Below are 17,167 nucleotides of genomic sequence, written 5' to 3'. Positions count from 1 at the left end.
TTTCTCTCCTTTTTTCTACAATTGATTTTTCTTAATCGTGCTGATTAACTCATTTTCTGTGGTGGCTAATAAAAGTTCTGATAAAACCGTTTCATTTTGCAATAATCCCATCAACGATTGCAGCATTTCCAGCTGGGCATGAGGTTGATTCAATCCTAGAACAAAGACAATTTGAGCCTTTACTTGGGTACTGTTGTCTTCCATACTGTAAAAAACAACCGGCTCTTGAAGCGTAATCACCGCTACGAATTCTTCCAATACACACTCAGCGTCTGTATGGGGAATCGCTGCCCCGAAGTTCATCAATTGAATACCTGTGGGAAATGTCTCTTCTCGTTTTCTGATCCGTTCTAGGAAATCATCCCTTACCCAGCTTAGATCCAAAGCCTTCTGAGCTACCTGCTCAAATAATTCTGCCTGGTTAGAAAAATTTTCTTGCGCAAAAACTAGTGGTTCCTTTACGTAAGAACTTAGTGTCGTTTCTGTCATTATTTTGCCCTCCAATACTCATCGTTGAAACGAATCAACGCCTCCCGAATCTCTTCCTTCGTAGTTGCTTTTTCTAATTGTGTTAACTCGTTCGCTCCAGCTAAACTCATCATTTCAAAAATCAAATCTAAATGTTCTTCTTTATCATTAGATCCCAATAAGATGACCGTATGGATTTTTCTGCCATCCTCTGTCAGAATTCCTTTTCTCACGAGTCCTAGACTAATTCCTACGCCGATTGCTCCAGCCTCACTCACAGTATGGGGCAACGCAATTTTATGGCGTAAGACAGTGTATGCTGGCAATGTCGGCATTTCTTTTTTCAATGCGTTGATGTACTCTGTCGTGATCACCTGCTGCCGTTCTAAAGGACGAGCTAATGCTTCTAAAACCTCCGACCAGCTGATCTCTTCTTCAAAGATCTGGATCGTTTCCCCTTTTAAAAGATCAATCAAATGCGGCCGTTTCTTTGCTAAAATTTTCGATTCCTTAGGAGCAAACAAACTGAGTAATTCTTCATAAAGGCTTGTTTCATCTATGATTTCCGCATGTTTTTGTACCACTGCTAAAATTTTCTCTGGCGTAACAATTTCTGTCTGGATGATTGCTGTAGATCGCAGAACTCGTTCCCTTAGTTGGCGTTTTTCCTGCTCTGAGAGAAAGTTATTGACTACAAATACCTTCTTCTCCGTTTTTAACGGTACCGCCGAGAAAATAAAATCGACATCGTAGTCCTTTCGATAGAATTCCCGCGCAGACATTGACATAATAAAGTCAATTTCAGGCAACAGGTTCTTCAATGTGTTCTCCAATAAAACAGCGATTGAGATACCATTGGGACAGACAATGATTGCCCGTTTACGATTTTCTGGATGGACAATTTCTGTACTTTCAACAATATGACTTCCGATAAACAGTGAAATAAAAAACAATTCCGCATCCGGTACTGATTGTCCAAAATAGGTTTCCAACGGACCACTCGCTTCTTTGACCAAATAAAAGAGTGAAAATAAATTGGCATCTTTGTTTTCCTGATAAAAACGAGTCTGCAGATTCAAGTGATATTTGATTCGATAATAGGCTGGCCTCATATGGACTAGCAAACGTTCTAAAAGTTTTTCCTTCTCTTCTAAATTGACACTGGCAATTCGTTCAAAATTAGCAATCACTTTTTCCAGAGCTTCCTTCATCTTGTTGATCTCTTTTACTGATAAAATGTCGCCCCGAGAAAGATTAGTAGTCAACAGCAGCATCGTTACATAAACTCGTTCATTCTCACTTAAACCATCAACATCCCAAATGACCCGATCCGCCGCTAAATATTCCTTTGTATCTGCCAGTTCTCGATAATTCACTTTAAAGCTATAGGAGATCAGTTTCCCTTTTTGCGCCCGTCGTATCATTAGAATAATCAATAGCGGCAAGGTTTTTAGTCGTTCATCCGTGAATTGTACCTCTAGCTCTTCCTCCACCAGCTCCACTCGTTTGCGGAAAATGTCGATCTGTTGCGGATCGATATTAGCAAATTGGATGATGAAGTTGATTCCGTTGTACATCACTGCTAAATTATTCAACAAATCGGATAAAACATTCCGCTTGTTCCATTCATCTCCTTGAATGAAGTAACCTTTTTGCCTGGTATACTTCAACGTTAATTGATGTTGCTGCAATTCTTGGTCGACCGCCTTCAAATCTCGCAACACAGTATTACGACTGACCTTCAATTCATCAATAAAATGATTTAGTGATAAATAATCCTCTTTACTCAATAGCATCAATTCAATTATGGCTGCTCGCTCTTTGCCGGAGAATACATAACTTTCCACTGTTTCCCCGAGCTGCTCATCACCTCCCTTATAATTTGAAAGAATCTCATTTGCAATCAGAAAGTGACCATTTTTGGTTCGTTTGATCTCACTCAGCTTTTCTTCTAACAAAGAATCATTGATTTTTTTCAACGCGTAGTTCAATTGCCCTCGCGTCAAATCAAACTTCTCACATAATGCCTTACTAGTAATTTGTGGGTTGTTAACTAATTCAACAAAAATCTGATTTGTCCGTTCTTCTAAATTCATTGTCATCCCTCTTTACCTCTTCAATTTATATGAAAAACGCTTACATTTCTACCTTCTTTGTTCCCAATTAATTCGGTGTTCTTTATGCAACTTGGTGCTTACAAATACTTTCTTTCACAAAAAAAATTGACCAAAAACTAAAAACCCTTAAATAACGGTGAAAAATCACGTTAACGTTTCTGTTTTTGATCACATATTATGCAACTTGGTACTCTCGTTCTCTACTCATTTTAGCAAGAGTCTCATTATTTGTCTGTTTTTTATGTAAGCTAGACTTTACTATTTTTTCGTCAAAAAATTAGGTTGCTTGCTAAAATAAACGTTCTGAGTGAATTTGTACTTTATTTACCTTCAAAAAAACTGAAGTAACTCTTTTAAGTCACTTCAGTATTTTTTATAAAGATTGGTATAAATTTTAAAATGGATATCGTCCTTTTCCTGATTTGGTGGTTACCCATTGAACTCTAGTAAACTCTTCTAATACCCATTCGCCATTAAAACGGCCGATACCAGAATTTTTTTCTCCGCCAAAGGGGGCGTTTGGCTGGTCATCGACAGTCAATCCATTAATATGGCACATCCCAGATTCGATTTTATTGGCTATGATTCTGCCCTGATTTAAGTCTTTGGTAAATAAAGCACTGGACAACCCGTATTCCGTATCATTTGCTGCTTCTATGGCTGCTTGTGTATCCTTTACTTTCAGAATTGGAAGTACTGGACCAAAAATTTCTTCATGGAAAATCTCTAAGGTCGGATCTTCGGAAACGAGCACAAATGGTTCAATGACCTGCCCTTCAATCGTCCCTTCTACCAAAAATTCGGCTCCAGATTCTTGCGCCTGCTGAATCATTTTTTCGATTTGATCTGTTTGTTTTTGGTTGATGATCGGACCAATAACTGTCTGTTCATCGGCAGGATCTCCAGAAACTAATTTTTTCACTCGTTCAACCACTTTATCAACAAATTCATCAAACACGGATTCAACAACGATCGCACGATTTGCAGCCATACAGATTTGACCAGAATGCATGAACTTGCTGACAATCAACGCATGAGCCGCTTCTTCAATATCCGCATCAGCCAATACGATAAAAGGAGAGTTCCCTCCCAATTCCAAAGCTACCTGCTTAATCTTTTCCCCACTCATTGCTTGGCTAGCGATATTCTTGCCAACAGGCGTTGACCCGGTAAAGGAAATGAAACTTGGGATCGCATGCCCAACAAAATAGTCCCCAATCTCACTACCACTGCCAACCGTGACATTGACTAAGCCTTTAGGAACACCAGCCTCTTCGAAAATTTTTGCTGGCAAAAGACCGCCAGTTACTGGACTATCGCTGGCTGGTTTAATCACAACCCCATTCCCAGCAGCAAGTGCTGGCGCCAACGACCGCATCGTCAAATGAAATGGAAAATTCCAAGGACTAATGATTCCAATTACTCCTAAAGGTCGATGCATCACAAAACTTTCTTCTCCAGCGGTATTCGTAGGTAAGATTTTTCCTTCTACTCTCATTGGGAAACTAGCTGCCTCTTCCGTAATCCCTTTTGCCAAATTAACTTCGAGCCCTGCTTTAATTTTTGTTGCGCCGCCTTCTTTAATTAGCCAGTCGATAATCTCCTCTTGCTTTTCTGCCATCAGCTCAGCTGCCTTTTTTATAACGGTACTACGCTCTTGAGGCGATTGCTGCATCCATTCTTTCTGTGCTTTTTGAGCGGCTCGATAGGCTTCATCTACATCCTCTGTATTCGCACCTTGTATGCTCAGGATCGTCTCTTGCGTGTAGGGATTTTTGTCCTCATTTACGTGTTCTAAGTCATTACCCACCTTCCATTCTCCGCCAATAAATTGATTTTCGAACTGTTTTTCCATTCTCATCCACCTCTCTTGTATCTTCCCATCATAGAATACGCTTTCAATAAAATGCAAAATTACGGCTCAGAGAAAAATGGAAAATGCATTAGAAAAGCCCTATTCAGGTACAAGAAACAACACAGAAAGTAGCATAATCACTAATTTTAACAAACAAAAACGGAGTAGATTTCTCTACTCCGAAAAAAGTCCGACTATTGGGGGCACTTCATTTCTCTAGGATTTACTCAACAGCTATTCTTATGTCATACGGGTCAATTTTGAACAGCTGAACCAAAATATTGTTTACCTGTTCAAATAATTCCTGATTGTCATCATACTGTTGCTTTGCTTGAATTCGCTGATTGCCTGCTTGATAAATTATTTGGTCCCCAAGATATTTCGGTTGGATCACATCATTATCCTTTTTCAAAACAATCTCTTCTTCTCCGATCCCTACTGGAATGGCAGTCTCCCGCCAACCATTTTTTTGTGCGATCGTCTGGACAAGTGATGGAACATCAAACTGATCCAGCACAGAGGATCGTTGATCTTCAAAATGAATAGTGAAGGTCTCCGTATTTTGCAGGCCGCAGGCATTACACCCACCCTCAATCAAAAAAGCTTTACTGGTAATCGCTGCTTTAGGCACGCTGATCCCTCACTTCTTGATAAATTTGAGTCAGTGCATTCGGGTCCAAATCAGCAAATGTCGAAACCACGACATCCGCAAAGGCCAAGTCTTGCTTAGGAAAAGCTGGATTAGCAAAACCCACACAAACCATTCCCGCATTATGAACCGCTCCGGCACCATTTTTCGTGTCTTCAATGCCTAAACAATTTTCAGGCTTTATACCTATTCGCTCTGCCGCGGCTAGATAAACATCTGGGGCTGGTTTTGAATGGGTTACCTCTTCTGTACTGACGACTTCTGAAAAATACTCAGACAAGCCTATTTCCGTCAAATTTGCCTTGATCTCTACTAACGATGAGGATGACGCTACGGCTAATGTTAAGCCACCATCATACAATCGCTTCACGAACTCCTGTACGTGAGGTATTACCTTGATTCCATCGCGTTTAATCATTGCTTGGCGCAAATCAGTCATACGCTGAACATATGCTGCTACAGATAAAGGCAGTGAAAATTCTTGCTTCATTTGTTCCCACATATACTCACTAGTCGTTCCCATGAACTGAAAATGATAGCTTTCTTCTACTTCATGCCCGGCCTCTTTTAAGATCTGTGATTTACTTTGGAAATACGTATATTCTGAATCTACTAATACACCATCCATATCGAAAATAATCGCTTCTAGCATAGATACCCTCCTTGACCTTTACTTCATTCATTGAAAAATAAGAGGCACCGCACCTCAAATTGACAATAGACATTCTCAAAATAGTTTACCATAGGATTTTCGATAAATGGAACTGGATTCTTTTACTTAAAGAGACAAAAACAAGTTTATCCACCCTTAAAAATATATTTTCAATGAAACTTTTTATTATAATACAGTTCACCTTCTTTTTTCAAACCGCGAAATTTCCATTTGCCCCTCAACATAGCTTGTTTACATTCTACAAAGCCTAATTCTTCGTTTCAAACCTTCGAATTTGAGGGGTAAAGTGCGATTTTGCGGTTCGCTTTTATTTTTAAAATGCTTTATCTTATAGTCATCGGCCGAGTAATTTTTGAAGAAAACATATGAGAAAGGAAACTCACTTCTCTCTTTCTCAACTAAAAATAAGGAGGACATCCCATGAATGAACAAGTTCTTTCGTACCGCCAGTTGTTCAACCTAAAATCAACAACCTTAGAAAAACGCATCAAAGACTATTATTACAGTACACAAAACAGCAGCTTAACCATCAAATACATTCTCACTTTGAAAGTACGACACCAGCTAGGTGCGGAGGAGTTTGCCTTCATTCTGAAGGATCTCGTCCGTGAGATTTTTATGAACACCAAAGCCACTCGCACCATTAAACGTTTTTTCTATTATTTCCAAGATTACTTTATGGCGCCTGAATGGCAAGCATTAAAACTAAGAACCTTCCCTGTTCGTAACTTTGGTGAAAAAGCCGTGTCCCTTGTCCGTTCCCTGATTGCAAAAGTCCGTCCTGATGAAACAACCGAGCCTTGATGAAAAAGAAGCTGCACAAAATATTTAAGAAAGGAAAAGAAGGATATGCAACAAGATTTAGTCGCGACCTTTACTAACGGTCTAGGGAAAACACATGACTGGAAATATAGCAATCTAAAGAATGATCTGCCAATACCCGTCATCAAAGAAGCTTGTGAACTCTTAACGACATTGGATATTTTTGAAGAAAATGGCGTAAAACTATTTGATTCTGTCGTTACAGCCAAGATCGTAACCACCTATGAGACAGAGATTTTTGATAAAGAAAAGGAACTACAAGAAGAGCTCCCTTGCGAAAAAGAAAAAAAGGTTCCTTCTCCAAAAATAGAGAAAAAACCTGAAATGCCAGCTGTTAAAACAGGCAGCAGCTATGACTATTTGTTCAATTCATCTAGAATGGCCATCGAAAAAAGTCTTACAGAACCAGCAGAAACAAAAAACGACTCACCTTCATTAATCATAACTGCACCACAAATCGGAGAAAAGACGATTCCATCAATAGAAACGAACTCTGTTAGTGAAACTTCACCCACTTTAGCTACGCCTGCGGAAGTTCCAAAAAAACAATCTACGCAAAAAGGCTTCTTCGCTTGGCTTCTTCGCAGGAAGAATCGGAACAAGGACGATCCAGACATCCGTTCTCGAGACGGTGATTCCCATACTTAAATTCTGCCCTTCTCAAAATAAGCTACACGTAGGTCTGTTGCTTTCGTCTCCCCTTACTTATACGAAGTAACCTGGAATAACAAAAAACACCTGCAACTTTTCATACATAGTCACAGGTGTTGAGAAGCATCTCTTTCAAAGTAGACCTTTTTTGAGGAATACGCTTTTTACAATGTCTTTTCGATCGATTTTTCCGGAATGAACCACATTAATAAAATCAGGACATTGACAATCAATACTGCAATTGGAGCAATCAATTTCCCTAGAATCAATGCCACAATTGCTAAACCAATAGATAAATACAACTTCGGATAATGTCTAAATAATTGACCAATCTTAGAATCTTTCCCATTTGCTCGCACTAGTGCTCGTACTAGTAAGTAGTAGGCAAAATCGGTTCCTAGCGTGACAAGTCCATACAATGCCTGTGGTGCCCATGAAAAAGGATAATCCCCGACCCAAGCAGTCACATAGGGAAATAAGGTCATCATTAAAATCAAAAAGTTATTTGCCCAAAGAACCCAACCATCTACTTTATGCACTAATTGAAAAAGGTGATGATGGTTGTTCCAATAAATCGCTAAGCTAACAAAACTGATCAGATAAACAATAAATTTATGCTCCATATGTAGAAAGGCAGACCAAGTCGGTCCATTTGGTTCATGTAATTCTAAAACCAGCAAAGTCATAATAATAGCAATGACCGCATCTGTAAAAGCTTCAATTCGAGATTTTGGCATTTTTCCTTAACTCCATTCAATACTTACTAAAAATTAGTTTCTTCGACTCTTATTTAACCAAAAAAGAGCCTCGTTTGCCAATAAATACGTCTTAAGTTGGACGTAAGTGAGAAAATAGTTTGCTAAACTGTATTTAAGTTAAAACAAATGGAAAGAAGGAATGTAAAATGATGAAAGAATACCCTATGGTTGTACGAATTTTAGCTGTTGTCGGCTTTTTCTTAGTTGCTAGTTTGATTTTAAGTATCGTTGGTCCGATCCTTTCTGGATTAATTGGTCTGTTCTTTAGAATCGCTATTCCTTTAGCGATCGCCTACTTCTTAGTCAACTGGTTGACGAAACGTCGTGGACGTACCTATTAAAAAAAACAGAAATCGTCGAAAGCTAAGCTTTCGACGATTTTTTTAGTCTTACCCTAACGCTACATCTAAAATCATCATAATAATAAATCCAGACATCGCACCAAACACACCATAATGATGTTTACTATCCGTTGTTGCTTGTGCTTCTGGGATCAACTCTTCTACTACGACATAGATCATGGCTCCAGCAGCGAAAGATAGTGCATAGGGCAATAGTGGCTCAACACTTGTCACTAGTAATGCACCAATTACAGCAGCGATCGGTTCGACTAACCCTGAAGCTTGGCCGTAAAGAAATGATTTGGTTCGACTTAACCCTTCCTGACGTAAAGGAATCGAAACCGCCGCTCCTTCTGGAAAGTTTTGTATCCCAATACCTAATGATACTGATATTGCTGCCAAGACTGCCGCAGTTGGATTGGCGGCTTCATTAGCAGCACCAAATGCAACCCCAACAGCTAATCCTTCTGGGATATTGTGCAAAGTAATCGAAAATACTAATAAAATTGTTCGTTTTAAATGACTAGGAAAGCCCTCTTTTTCTTTGTTTGGTCCAAAATGCATATGCGGGATTGTTTTGTCCGCAAGATAGAGAAACAATCCGCCCAAACCAAAACCAAGACTAACCACTAGCCAGGGAATCGAGCCATTTTCCTCGGCAGCTTCTATGGCCGGATCTAATAAAGACCAAAAACTCGCTGCAATCATCACACCTGAGGCAAAGCCCAGCATCAGATTCAATACATTTCGATTGATATTTTTAAAGAAAAAAACCAATGCGGCACCTAGAGCAGTCATTCCCCAAGTAAATAACGTCCCAACCAACGCTTGCTGCCATACTGCTAAGCTTAATATCCACTCAACCATGTGAACCTCCTACTTTCAACAATTATTCTTTCTTCTTTTAGTAGCACCCACTTCAAGAATCTGTACTTGGGAGATGAAAAATATTTATCTGCCCAAAATGAATGGGTATCCTGAAAACGTTTGTTCAAATTTACTTTATCATGTTTTAGGCGAGCCTGTAAACTTCTTTTGAGACTCTTTCTTTGCTGGTTTTTTTAAGACGCGTTATACTTTTTAGGTAGGAAACTTACAAAAAGAAAGCGAGTGAAAAAAATGTCAAAAATTAATGCAGGAGTTGCCATGGTCAATGTTTTAGAAGCTTGGGATATTGATCATATCTATGGTATTCCCGGTGGATCATTCAACTCAACGATGGATGCCTTATATCACGAACGCGAATCCGTTAAATATATCCAAGTGCGCCACGAAGAAGCGGGTGCTCTCGCTGCTGCTGCGGATGCAAAACTAACTGGTAAAGTCGGTGCTGTCTTTGGTTCTGCTGGTCCTGGTGCCAGTCATTTGATCAACGGTCTTTATGACGCGCAAATGGATCATGTTCCTGTTTTAGCTTTATTGGGACAAGTCGCCTCTACTGCTATGAACTATAATGCTTTCCAAGAATTAAATGAAAATCCGATGTTTGCAGATGTTAGTGTCTACAATCGGACGGTGATGACAGCGGAAAGTTTGCCTCATGTGATTGATGAAGCGATTAAAGCGGCTTACCAACAAAAAGGCGTAGCAGTTGTTACTATCCCTGTTGACCTTGGTTTTGCAGAAATTGAAGAAACAGAAATCGCAACAGCCAAAAATCATAAAACAGGTGTGCTACTTCCCGATGAAGCAGATCTCAAAGCAGCCTTACCATTGATTGAAGCAGCGAAACAACCTGTTCTTTATATTGGACAAGGTGTACGCGGTGGCTTTGATGCAATCAAAGCATTTGCTGAACATTTTTCAATGCCTGTTGCAGCAGCTGTTTTAGCAAAAGGAATTGTCCCTGATCTTTATGAAAACTTCTTAGGCTTTGCGGCGCGTGTTGCGACCAAACCTGCCAATGAAGCTTTAGCTGATGCCGATTTAATCGTATTTGTCGGCAGCGATTTTCCATTTGGCCGTTACTTCTTTAACCCAGATGCAAAATTCATTCAAGTTGATATTGATGCGGCGAAATTTGGTCGTCGTCACCAAGTCGATCAATCGGTTTTAGGTGATGGCGCTACTGCTTTACGTCGTTGGGTCGAACTAGGAAACGCACGTCCAGCGGATGCATGGCTTAAAGCCAATCAAGAAAACATTCGTAATTGGCACGCTTGGCGTAAAAGCTTCTATAATGATGATTCAACACCATTACGTGCAGAACCTGTCTTTAAGGAAGTAAATCGAATTGCCGAACAAGATGCTGTCTATGTTGCCGATGTGGGAAATGTTACGTTAAATGCTATCCGCCACTTAGAAATGAATGGCGAACAGCAATTTACAACTTCTGGTTGGTTCGCAACAATGGGGAATGGTGTTCCAGGCGGAATTGCTGCACAATTAACTTATCCAGAGAAGCAAGTCTTTACCTTCAGTGGTGATGGCGGCTTTGCAATGCAGATGCAGGACATCATTACTCAGGTAAAATACAACTTACCAATTATCAACGTCGTCTTCTCAAATAATGCTTTTGGTTTTATTGAAGCTGAACAAGAAGATACTGAACAACAAAAATTTGGTGTTTTCTTAGAAGGAGCTGACTTTGGTAAAGTTGGGGAAGCACTTGGCGCTGATGGGTTTACCATCACTGAATATAGCCAATTAGAACCCGCCTTCACCGCAGCCAAAGCAAGCAAGCGTCCCGTTGTTATTGATGTTAAAATCAAGGATGAACGTCCTTTACCAGTGGAAGCATTAGAGCTTGAACCAGATAAATTCTCTGAAGAACAAATCAAGGCCTTCAAAGAAAAATATCAAGTTCACGATATGCCAACATTGCGTGAACTCCTAAAATAGAGCAAATGAATATTGTCCGTGTGATCCTTTTGGGAAAAGCAGACTAGCAATAGACAAAAAAGGTTGTGCCCAAATTTTTGGCACAACCTTTTTTACATTCTGCGAATCGTTTGTTTTGCTTCTTTTTCTAATTGCTTGGTCAGTTCATCTGCTGGCAATTCTCGATTGACCAACGCCTGCAAGACCATTGGTAAGTTGACCCCTGTCACTAAAGACTGACGTGAATCATTCATCACACAGAAGCTGGCATAGCGAAAGGGTGTACCGCCAAACATATCCACCAGCCAAACAAGTTCATCCACTTTCGTTAATAACTCTTTGGCATAGTCCTCAATATTTTCTTGCAGCCCTGTAGCCCCTGGTTCGATATTTAAAGTCTCCACACAGCTTTGATCACCTAGAATGGACTCCGCTGTCTTTAACAGACTGTCCGCTAAATGGTCGTGGGTCGCGATAATGATCCCGATCATACTGACACATCCCTTCATTGCCAAGTCTATCCTATTTTAATTCCCAAGTAAATTCTTAACGGTTGACTTGAAACTTCAGATGTTCCCCGATATAATGCAAAGAGGCCTTGCGCCAATACTGATAAAGCGAGGAAAATCATTGATTACAGTAAGTGACGTTAGTTTACAGTTTCCTGATCGTAAACTATTTGATGACGTAAATATTAAATTCACTCCCGGCAATTGTTACGGGTTGATTGGTGCCAATGGTGCCGGAAAATCAACCTTTCTTAAGATTTTAGCAGGCGATATTCAGCCTTCTACTGGCTCTGTTACCCTAGGACCAAATGAACGGATGGCTGTTTTAAAACAGAACCATTTTGATTTCGAAGAATATACTGTTCTAGAAACAGTCATTATGGGACACGAACGCCTATACCAAGTCATGCAAGAAAAAGACGCCATTTATATGAAGGAAGATTTTTCTGACGAAGATGGTATTCGCGCAGCAGAACTAGAAGGTGAATTTGCAGAACTTGATGGTTGGGAAGCTGAACCAGAAGCCGCTGTTTTATTACAGGGATTAAACATTCCTGAAGAATTGCATCAGCAAAAAATGAGTGAATTAACTGCTGGGCAAAAGATCAAAGTCCTTTTGGCACAATCCCTTTTTGGAAAGCCTGACGTTCTATTGCTAGATGAACCAACGAACGGACTAGATATCCAATCCATCAACTGGTTAGAAGAATTCTTGATTAACTTTGAAAATACCGTAATCGTCGTCTCCCATGACCGCCACTTCTTAAACAAAGTGTGTACTCACATGGCCGATTTAGACTTCGGGAAAATCAAATTATATGTCGGAAACTACGATTTCTGGTTAGAATCAAGTCAGTTAGCAGCAAAATTACAATCTCAACAAAATGCGAAAAAAGAAGAACAAATCAAAGAATTACAAGAATTTATCGCTCGCTTCAGCGCTAACGCGTCAAAATCTAAGCAAGCAACTTCTCGTAAAAAGATGTTGGATAAAATCACATTAGACGATATCCAGCCTTCTTCACGCCGGTATCCTTTCGTACAATTCAAACCTGAACGAGAAATAGGGAATGATTTACTACAGGTAGACAATGTCAGTGTGACGATTGATGGCAAGAAAATTTTAGACAATATCTCCTTTACCTTGAATCGTGATGATAAGGTTGCTTTCATCGCTGAAAATGACTTAATCACAACGACCCTGTTCAAAGTCATCATGGGAGATCTTAAACCTGACACAGGCACGATTCGCTGGGGTGTAACAACTAGCCAGGCTTACTTGCCAAAAGACACGACCAAAGAGTTCGACAGTGAAATGCCGATCCTTGATTGGTTACGTCAATACGCCAGCAAAGAAGAGGACGATAATACCTTCTTACGCAGTTTCTTAGGGCGCATGCTTTTCTCAGGTGACGAAGTAATGAAGCCTGTCAATGTCTTGTCCGGTGGTGAAAAAGTTCGCTGCATGTTATCGAAGCTAATGCTGTCAAAATCAAACGTCTTAGTCATGGATGATCCAACCAATCACCTAGACTTAGAATCGATTTCAGCATTGAACGATGGTCTGATCGCTTACAAAGGATCGCTACTATTTGCTTCTCACGACCATCAGTTTATCCAAACGATTGCCAATCGTATCATCGCTATCTCTGAAAATGGCGTTGTGGATCGTGCGGAAACAACCTATGATGAATTCCTGGAAAACCCAGAAGTTCAAAAGCAATTAAGTTAATTGTATTAAAAAAAAGCCTTCGCGATTTTTTCTCGCGAAGGTTTTTTCTATTAAATAAATTGTACAAGTTCCATCAAGATCGGAACGACAATCACAAATAATACGGTACTTGTTGTAACCAAGTTGGTGGCGTATTTGACATCCCCATGAGCTTCATTTGCTAAGATTGGCAAAACAGCTAACATTGGTGTCGCAGATTGTACAATCAATGTTTGTTTCAATAAAGGTGCTAAGCTTGCGCCAAAAGCATTTGATCCCAGAGCAATCAAAGCAACTAAAACTGCTGGTGCCAAGACGAAACGTCCTAATAACGCTACGATCGTATCGCGATCAAAACGAATACTCTTCAAGCCAGCGTCATACAAAACAATCCCAATATAAAGCAAGGACAATGGCGTTACAATACTACCTACATAGCCAAGTGTCGCATTGATAAAGCTTGGTACTGGAATGCCTACCAACAAGAAGATGATGGCGACAATAAATCCAAGTAACGGTGGTGGCAACAATTTCTTCCAGTTTAATTTCGCTTTATTTTCGCCTTTTACTTTCGTTGGGTCATCATTAGAGATTAAGAATACCCCAAACGCCCAAGTAGAAACGGTGTTTGTCACATAATAAACCAAGAAGTAAGGCAATGATTTTTCACCGAACAAAGCAATATTTAAAGGTAACCCAATGAAGATCGTATTCGCATTGACGACCGCATTCATGAATATCCCACGACGTCCCGGACGAATCTTTAAAATTTTCACTAACGCATAAGCTAAGATATAAGAGATAATGACTGCCCCAACTGGGTAGATTAAACTACCCGATAGTTGGAACAGGCTCTCTTTTGTTAAATTTTTTAATACGGATACAAAGATGGAGGCTGGTAAAGCCACACGTGTGATTAATGATGAAATACTTTTTCCAAAGCTATCATCAAACCAACCCTGACCTTTCAAGATATATCCTAAAGCAATCATAATAATGATGCTTAAAACACTTTGGATTGATTGAAAGAAAATCATCTTTTCTTCCCCCTTTTTCATAAGTAAAAACTATTTTTTTAACTGTATAAATACTTTAATCAACATCAAGCGGTTGGTATTCTGGATACCATTTCATCTCTTCAACAGCCTGTTTGATGTCTTTGATTTCTTCTTTGTTTAATTTTTGATCAACTACGCTTTTCACAACTACTTCAGCGATTGTTTGAGAGAATTCAGTTAATTTTGATACAGGTGGTAACACAGCAGCTCCTGGTTTGCTTGTATCAACGATTCCTCCTAGTGCATGACTCGCTTGGGAGAGCATTTCACCATTCACACGTTTCGCAGTTGAAGCAATAATTCCAAGTCCTAAACCAGGGTACATCAGTGCATTGTTGGCTTGACCGATTTGATAAGTAACACCATTATATTTGACGTCATCTGCTGGAATCCCTGTTCCGATCAGAGCTTTACCGTCTGTCCATTTGATTAGGTCTTCCGCCGTTGCTTCGGCTAATTTCGTTGGATTAGATAATGGGAAAATAATCGGACGCTCTGTATGAGCAGCTAATTCTCGGACAATTTCTTCGGTAAAGGCACCTGGTTGAGTGGAAGTACCGATGATAATTGTTGGATGGATCGCTTTTACAGCCGCCGTTAAGTTCGTCAATTCATCCGCATTTGAAAATTCACTGCGTTGACGAACAAAGTCTTTTTGACCTGGAGTTAAATCTTCCGTATCTTCAAATAAAACACCTTGTTTATCAACCATATAGAAGTGTTTCCGAGCTTCTTCTTCAGATAATCCTTGACGTTTCATTTCATCTAGCAATTGGTTCGCAATTCCGACCCCTGCAGTTCCTGCACCAAATGTCATTACGGTTTGTTTGGTTAAATCTTCTTGGGAGATGTTCAACGCACCTAGAACACCTGCTAACACAACAATCCCAGTTCCTTGGATGTCATCATTGAAGGTCGTGATTTTGTCTTGGTATTTTTCCAAGATGTTCGCTGCATTTGAACGACCGAAGTCTTCCCAGTGAAGTAATACCTCAGGGAATAGTTCTTCTACAGCTTCGACAAATTGATCGATTACTTCGTAATATTTATCCCCATAAACACGTTCATGTTTGTTCCCTAAGTACAATGGATCATTTAGTAATTCTTGGTTATTCGTTCCAGCATCAATGGATACAGGCAAGACTTGTGCTGGATTGATTCCTGCGGCTGCAGTGTAAACCATCAATTTACCAATCGCGATGTCTACTCCGTTAACACCCCAGTCACCGATACCTAAGATTCCTTCAGCATCTGTAACAACGATTAAGCGAATATCACGGCCAGCAGCTGCATTCTTCAAGCTTTCTTTGATGCTTTCTGGATCATCAATTGAGATGAATGCGGCATTTTGTGGTTCAACAAAGAGTTCATTGTATTGTTCAATTGAATCCGCCACAGTTGGATCATAAACAATTGGCATAAATTCAACGACGTGTTGTCCCATTAACTTATAAAATAGTGTACGGTTCGTATTAAAAATTTCCATCAAAAAGAGACGTTTTTCTAAGTTCGTTGTTTTGCTCTGGTATTGACCGTAAGCTTGATCCGCTTGTTCTTCCAAGGTTTGCACTTTGGATGGCAACATGCCTGTTAAACCATATTGTTTTCTTTCTTCTTTTGTAAATGCGGTTCCTTTATTTAAAAATGGGTTATTTAAAATTTCGATTCCTTTCATACTTTTCTCCTCCTTATTGATTACAGTTAGCACATTACACGCAATCGCCAACTATAGTCAAAACAAAAGCTTAGGATAAATTTTATTTATATGATAATCTAATTTCACAAGAGGAGATTATTATGAACTTTAAAGACTTAGAATACTTCCAACGTTTAGTACGAGAAAAGAGCTTTACAAAGGTCGCCAACGCCTTCCATGTGAGCCAACCAACCATTACCTATGCAGTAAAAAGGTTAGAGGATGAACTAGGAACAGAACTGGTTTATCGAGATCAATCTCACAAACAATTAATCATCACTCAAGCCGGGATCGTCCTTTCTCGTCATATTTCAAACATTTTAAAAGAGGTTACTATCGCAGTAACTGAAATTGACCGCTTAAAAGAGGAGACGCTAGACTTCGGGCTGCCGCCTATCATCGGAAATTTTTACTTTCCTAAGCTTTCTTCTTATCTTTTTAAGAATAATTTGATGCGTCATATTCACTTAGTGGATGGCGGTTCAAGAGACCTTTACAGCCTTTTACGCCGTGGCAAAATCGATCTTGCCCTGCTGGGGTCAACGCAACCTATTCGAGATGATGAGTTAACTAGTGAAATATTGATCGAAAAAAAATTCATGATTGTCGTTAGTCCCAATCATCCATTAGCCAAACGCAAAGAGATCGCTTTTTCTGAATTAAAAGATGAACCCTTTGTATTATTAAATGAACACTATGTTCATCCAACCGCCTTTAAAAAAATGGCGCAGCAGGCTCATTTTGACCCACAAATTATTTATCAAAATAGTAATTTGAATATTTTAAAAGGGATGATTCGTGAACAAATCGGCATCGGATTTTTAGCTGAACTGGCCATCTTGCCTGAAGATAATTTAGTCATGATTCCAATCACTGATCAGCCTCAGCCTATGTTTATAATCTCACTTGTCCAACGGGATCAAGTGTTGGATTCAACCATTCGTGGGCAATTGATTGAATTGATTCGCGGGTTTAGTCAACAAAATGAACAATAAAAAAGTGAGGAAATCTGGCTCTATAATATCTAGTGTTGGTGACA

The 17,167-nt window shown here is 39.6% G+C and carries 16 protein-coding genes; 6 read left to right on the top strand and 10 right to left on the bottom strand.

The annotated features are described in order from the left end of the window. Positions 1 to 15: 15 nt before the first annotated feature. From RV13_RS12875 to RV13_RS12855, 5 genes are all read right to left on the bottom strand, one after another. On the bottom strand, positions 16 to 489 hold the full coding sequence (locus RV13_RS12875; protein ID WP_010747391.1) for a PTS sugar transporter subunit IIA: 474 nt from the start codon (positions 487 to 489) through the stop codon (positions 16 to 18). Beyond that, positions 489 to 2,564, bottom strand: coding sequence for a BglG family transcription antiterminator (locus tag RV13_RS12870; RefSeq protein ID WP_028020743.1), 2,076 nt, complete (start codon positions 2,562 to 2,564; stop codon positions 489 to 491). The genes RV13_RS12875 and RV13_RS12870 overlap by 1 nt, the downstream gene beginning before the upstream one ends. A 415-nt stretch (positions 2,565 to 2,979) precedes the next feature. Beyond that, a complete protein-coding gene (locus RV13_RS12865; protein ID WP_010747393.1) occupies positions 2,980 to 4,440 on the bottom strand; it encodes an aldehyde dehydrogenase family protein in 1,461 nt (486 codons plus the stop codon). Positions 4,441 to 4,663: 223 nt separating this feature from the next. Beyond that, positions 4,664 to 5,071, bottom strand: coding sequence for a DUF4809 family protein (locus RV13_RS12860; protein ID WP_010747394.1), 408 nt, complete (start codon positions 5,069 to 5,071; stop codon positions 4,664 to 4,666). Continuing rightward, the gene (locus RV13_RS12855; RefSeq protein WP_010747395.1) at positions 5,064 to 5,741 is read right to left on the bottom strand and encodes an HAD family hydrolase; all 678 of its coding nucleotides are present in this window, start codon (positions 5,739 to 5,741) and stop codon (positions 5,064 to 5,066) included. Before RV13_RS12855 ends, RV13_RS12860 begins: the two co-directional genes overlap by 8 nt. Before the next feature lie 441 nt (positions 5,742 to 6,182). Between RV13_RS12855 and RV13_RS12850 the strand changes: the two genes are divergently transcribed. Together RV13_RS12850 and RV13_RS12845 are read left to right on the top strand one after the other, a co-directional pair. Then, positions 6,183 to 6,566, top strand: a complete 384-nt coding sequence (locus tag RV13_RS12850) for a hypothetical protein (protein WP_010747396.1) — start codon at positions 6,183 to 6,185, stop codon at positions 6,564 to 6,566. Between the two features lie 45 nt (positions 6,567 to 6,611). Beyond that, complete coding sequence (locus RV13_RS12845) at positions 6,612 to 7,232, top strand: DUF2922 family protein (RefSeq protein ID WP_010747397.1); 621 nt, start codon at positions 6,612 to 6,614, stop codon at positions 7,230 to 7,232. 167 nt (positions 7,233 to 7,399) lie between these two features. Here RV13_RS12845 and RV13_RS12840 read toward each other — a convergent pair whose 3' ends face one another. Continuing rightward, positions 7,400 to 7,972, bottom strand: coding sequence for a TMEM175 family protein (locus RV13_RS12840; RefSeq protein WP_010747398.1), 573 nt, complete (start codon positions 7,970 to 7,972; stop codon positions 7,400 to 7,402). Positions 7,973 to 8,139: 167 nt separating this feature from the next. Between RV13_RS12840 and RV13_RS12835 the strand changes: the two genes are divergently transcribed. Continuing rightward, positions 8,140 to 8,334 carry a hypothetical protein gene (locus tag RV13_RS12835; protein WP_010747399.1) on the top strand — a complete coding sequence of 65 codons (195 nt, stop codon included), beginning with the start codon at positions 8,140 to 8,142 and terminating at the stop codon, positions 8,332 to 8,334. A gap of 48 nt (positions 8,335 to 8,382) precedes the next feature. On the opposite strand, the gene RV13_RS12830 is transcribed toward RV13_RS12835, so the two are convergent. Further along, entirely contained in the window at positions 8,383 to 9,201 is an 819-nt protein-coding gene (locus RV13_RS12830; RefSeq protein ID WP_010747400.1) for a ZIP family metal transporter, read from the bottom strand. A gap of 252 nt (positions 9,202 to 9,453) precedes the next feature. Between RV13_RS12830 and spxB the strand changes: the two genes are divergently transcribed. Next, complete coding sequence (gene spxB, locus RV13_RS12825; protein WP_028020746.1) at positions 9,454 to 11,175, top strand: pyruvate oxidase; 1,722 nt, start codon at positions 9,454 to 9,456, stop codon at positions 11,173 to 11,175. 92 nt (positions 11,176 to 11,267) lie between these two features. Here spxB and RV13_RS12820 read toward each other — a convergent pair whose 3' ends face one another. Beyond that, positions 11,268 to 11,645, bottom strand: a complete 378-nt coding sequence (locus RV13_RS12820; RefSeq protein WP_231371734.1) for a PTS sugar transporter subunit IIA — start codon at positions 11,643 to 11,645, stop codon at positions 11,268 to 11,270. Positions 11,646 to 11,784: 139 nt separating this feature from the next. On the opposite strand from RV13_RS12820, the gene RV13_RS12815 reads away from it, so the two are divergent. Next, a complete protein-coding gene (locus tag RV13_RS12815) occupies positions 11,785 to 13,395 on the top strand; it encodes an ABC-F family ATP-binding cassette domain-containing protein (RefSeq protein WP_010747403.1) in 1,611 nt (536 codons plus the stop codon). Between the two features lie 50 nt (positions 13,396 to 13,445). On the opposite strand, the gene RV13_RS12810 is transcribed toward RV13_RS12815, so the two are convergent. After that, positions 13,446 to 14,411, bottom strand: coding sequence for an AEC family transporter (locus tag RV13_RS12810; protein ID WP_010747404.1), 966 nt, complete (start codon positions 14,409 to 14,411; stop codon positions 13,446 to 13,448). Between the two features lie 55 nt (positions 14,412 to 14,466). Further along, complete coding sequence (locus RV13_RS12805; RefSeq protein WP_010747405.1) at positions 14,467 to 16,107, bottom strand: malolactic enzyme; 1,641 nt, start codon at positions 16,105 to 16,107, stop codon at positions 14,467 to 14,469. 122 nt (positions 16,108 to 16,229) lie between these two features. Here RV13_RS12805 and RV13_RS12800 point away from each other — a divergent pair, with 122 nt between their 5' ends. Beyond that, positions 16,230 to 17,123: a LysR family transcriptional regulator gene (locus tag RV13_RS12800; RefSeq protein WP_010747406.1), complete on the top strand. Its 894-nt coding sequence runs from the start codon at positions 16,230 to 16,232 to the stop codon at positions 17,121 to 17,123. The last annotated feature ends 44 nt before the right edge of the window (positions 17,124 to 17,167 follow it).

The sequence above is a fragment of the Enterococcus raffinosus genome (genome assembly GCF_001886185.1).
Lineage (GTDB): Bacteria > Bacillota > Bacilli > Lactobacillales > Enterococcaceae > Enterococcus_A > Enterococcus_A raffinosus.
This window is presented reverse-complemented; position numbering and strand designations above follow the sequence as displayed.

Coding starts and splice junctions, on each gene's coding strand:
- RV13_RS12870 (WP_028020743.1), bottom strand. CDS start 2,564: ATGAATTTAGAAGAACGGACAAATCAGATTTTTGTTGAATTAGTTAAC.
- RV13_RS12800 (WP_010747406.1), top strand. CDS start 16,230: ATGAACTTTAAAGACTTAGAATACTTCCAACGTTTAGTACGAGAAAAG.
- RV13_RS12855 (WP_010747395.1), bottom strand. CDS start 5,741: ATGCTAGAAGCGATTATTTTCGATATGGATGGTGTATTAGTAGATTCA.
- RV13_RS12805 (WP_010747405.1), bottom strand. CDS start 16,107: ATGAAAGGAATCGAAATTTTAAATAACCCATTTTTAAATAAAGGAACC.
- RV13_RS12810 (WP_010747404.1), bottom strand. CDS start 14,411: ATGATTTTCTTTCAATCAATCCAAAGTGTTTTAAGCATCATTATTATG.
- RV13_RS12850 (WP_010747396.1), top strand. CDS start 6,183: ATGAATGAACAAGTTCTTTCGTACCGCCAGTTGTTCAACCTAAAATCA.
- RV13_RS12820 (WP_231371734.1), bottom strand. CDS start 11,645: ATGATCGGGATCATTATCGCGACCCACGACCATTTAGCGGACAGTCTG.
- spxB (WP_028020746.1), top strand. CDS start 9,454: ATGTCAAAAATTAATGCAGGAGTTGCCATGGTCAATGTTTTAGAAGCT.
- RV13_RS12845 (WP_010747397.1), top strand. CDS start 6,612: ATGCAACAAGATTTAGTCGCGACCTTTACTAACGGTCTAGGGAAAACA.
- RV13_RS12865 (WP_010747393.1), bottom strand. CDS start 4,440: ATGGAAAAACAGTTCGAAAATCAATTTATTGGCGGAGAATGGAAGGTG.
- RV13_RS12830 (WP_010747400.1), bottom strand. CDS start 9,201: ATGGTTGAGTGGATATTAAGCTTAGCAGTATGGCAGCAAGCGTTGGTT.
- RV13_RS12840 (WP_010747398.1), bottom strand. CDS start 7,972: ATGCCAAAATCTCGAATTGAAGCTTTTACAGATGCGGTCATTGCTATT.
- RV13_RS12875 (WP_010747391.1), bottom strand. CDS start 489: ATGACAGAAACGACACTAAGTTCTTACGTAAAGGAACCACTAGTTTTT.
- RV13_RS12835 (WP_010747399.1), top strand. CDS start 8,140: ATGATGAAAGAATACCCTATGGTTGTACGAATTTTAGCTGTTGTCGGC.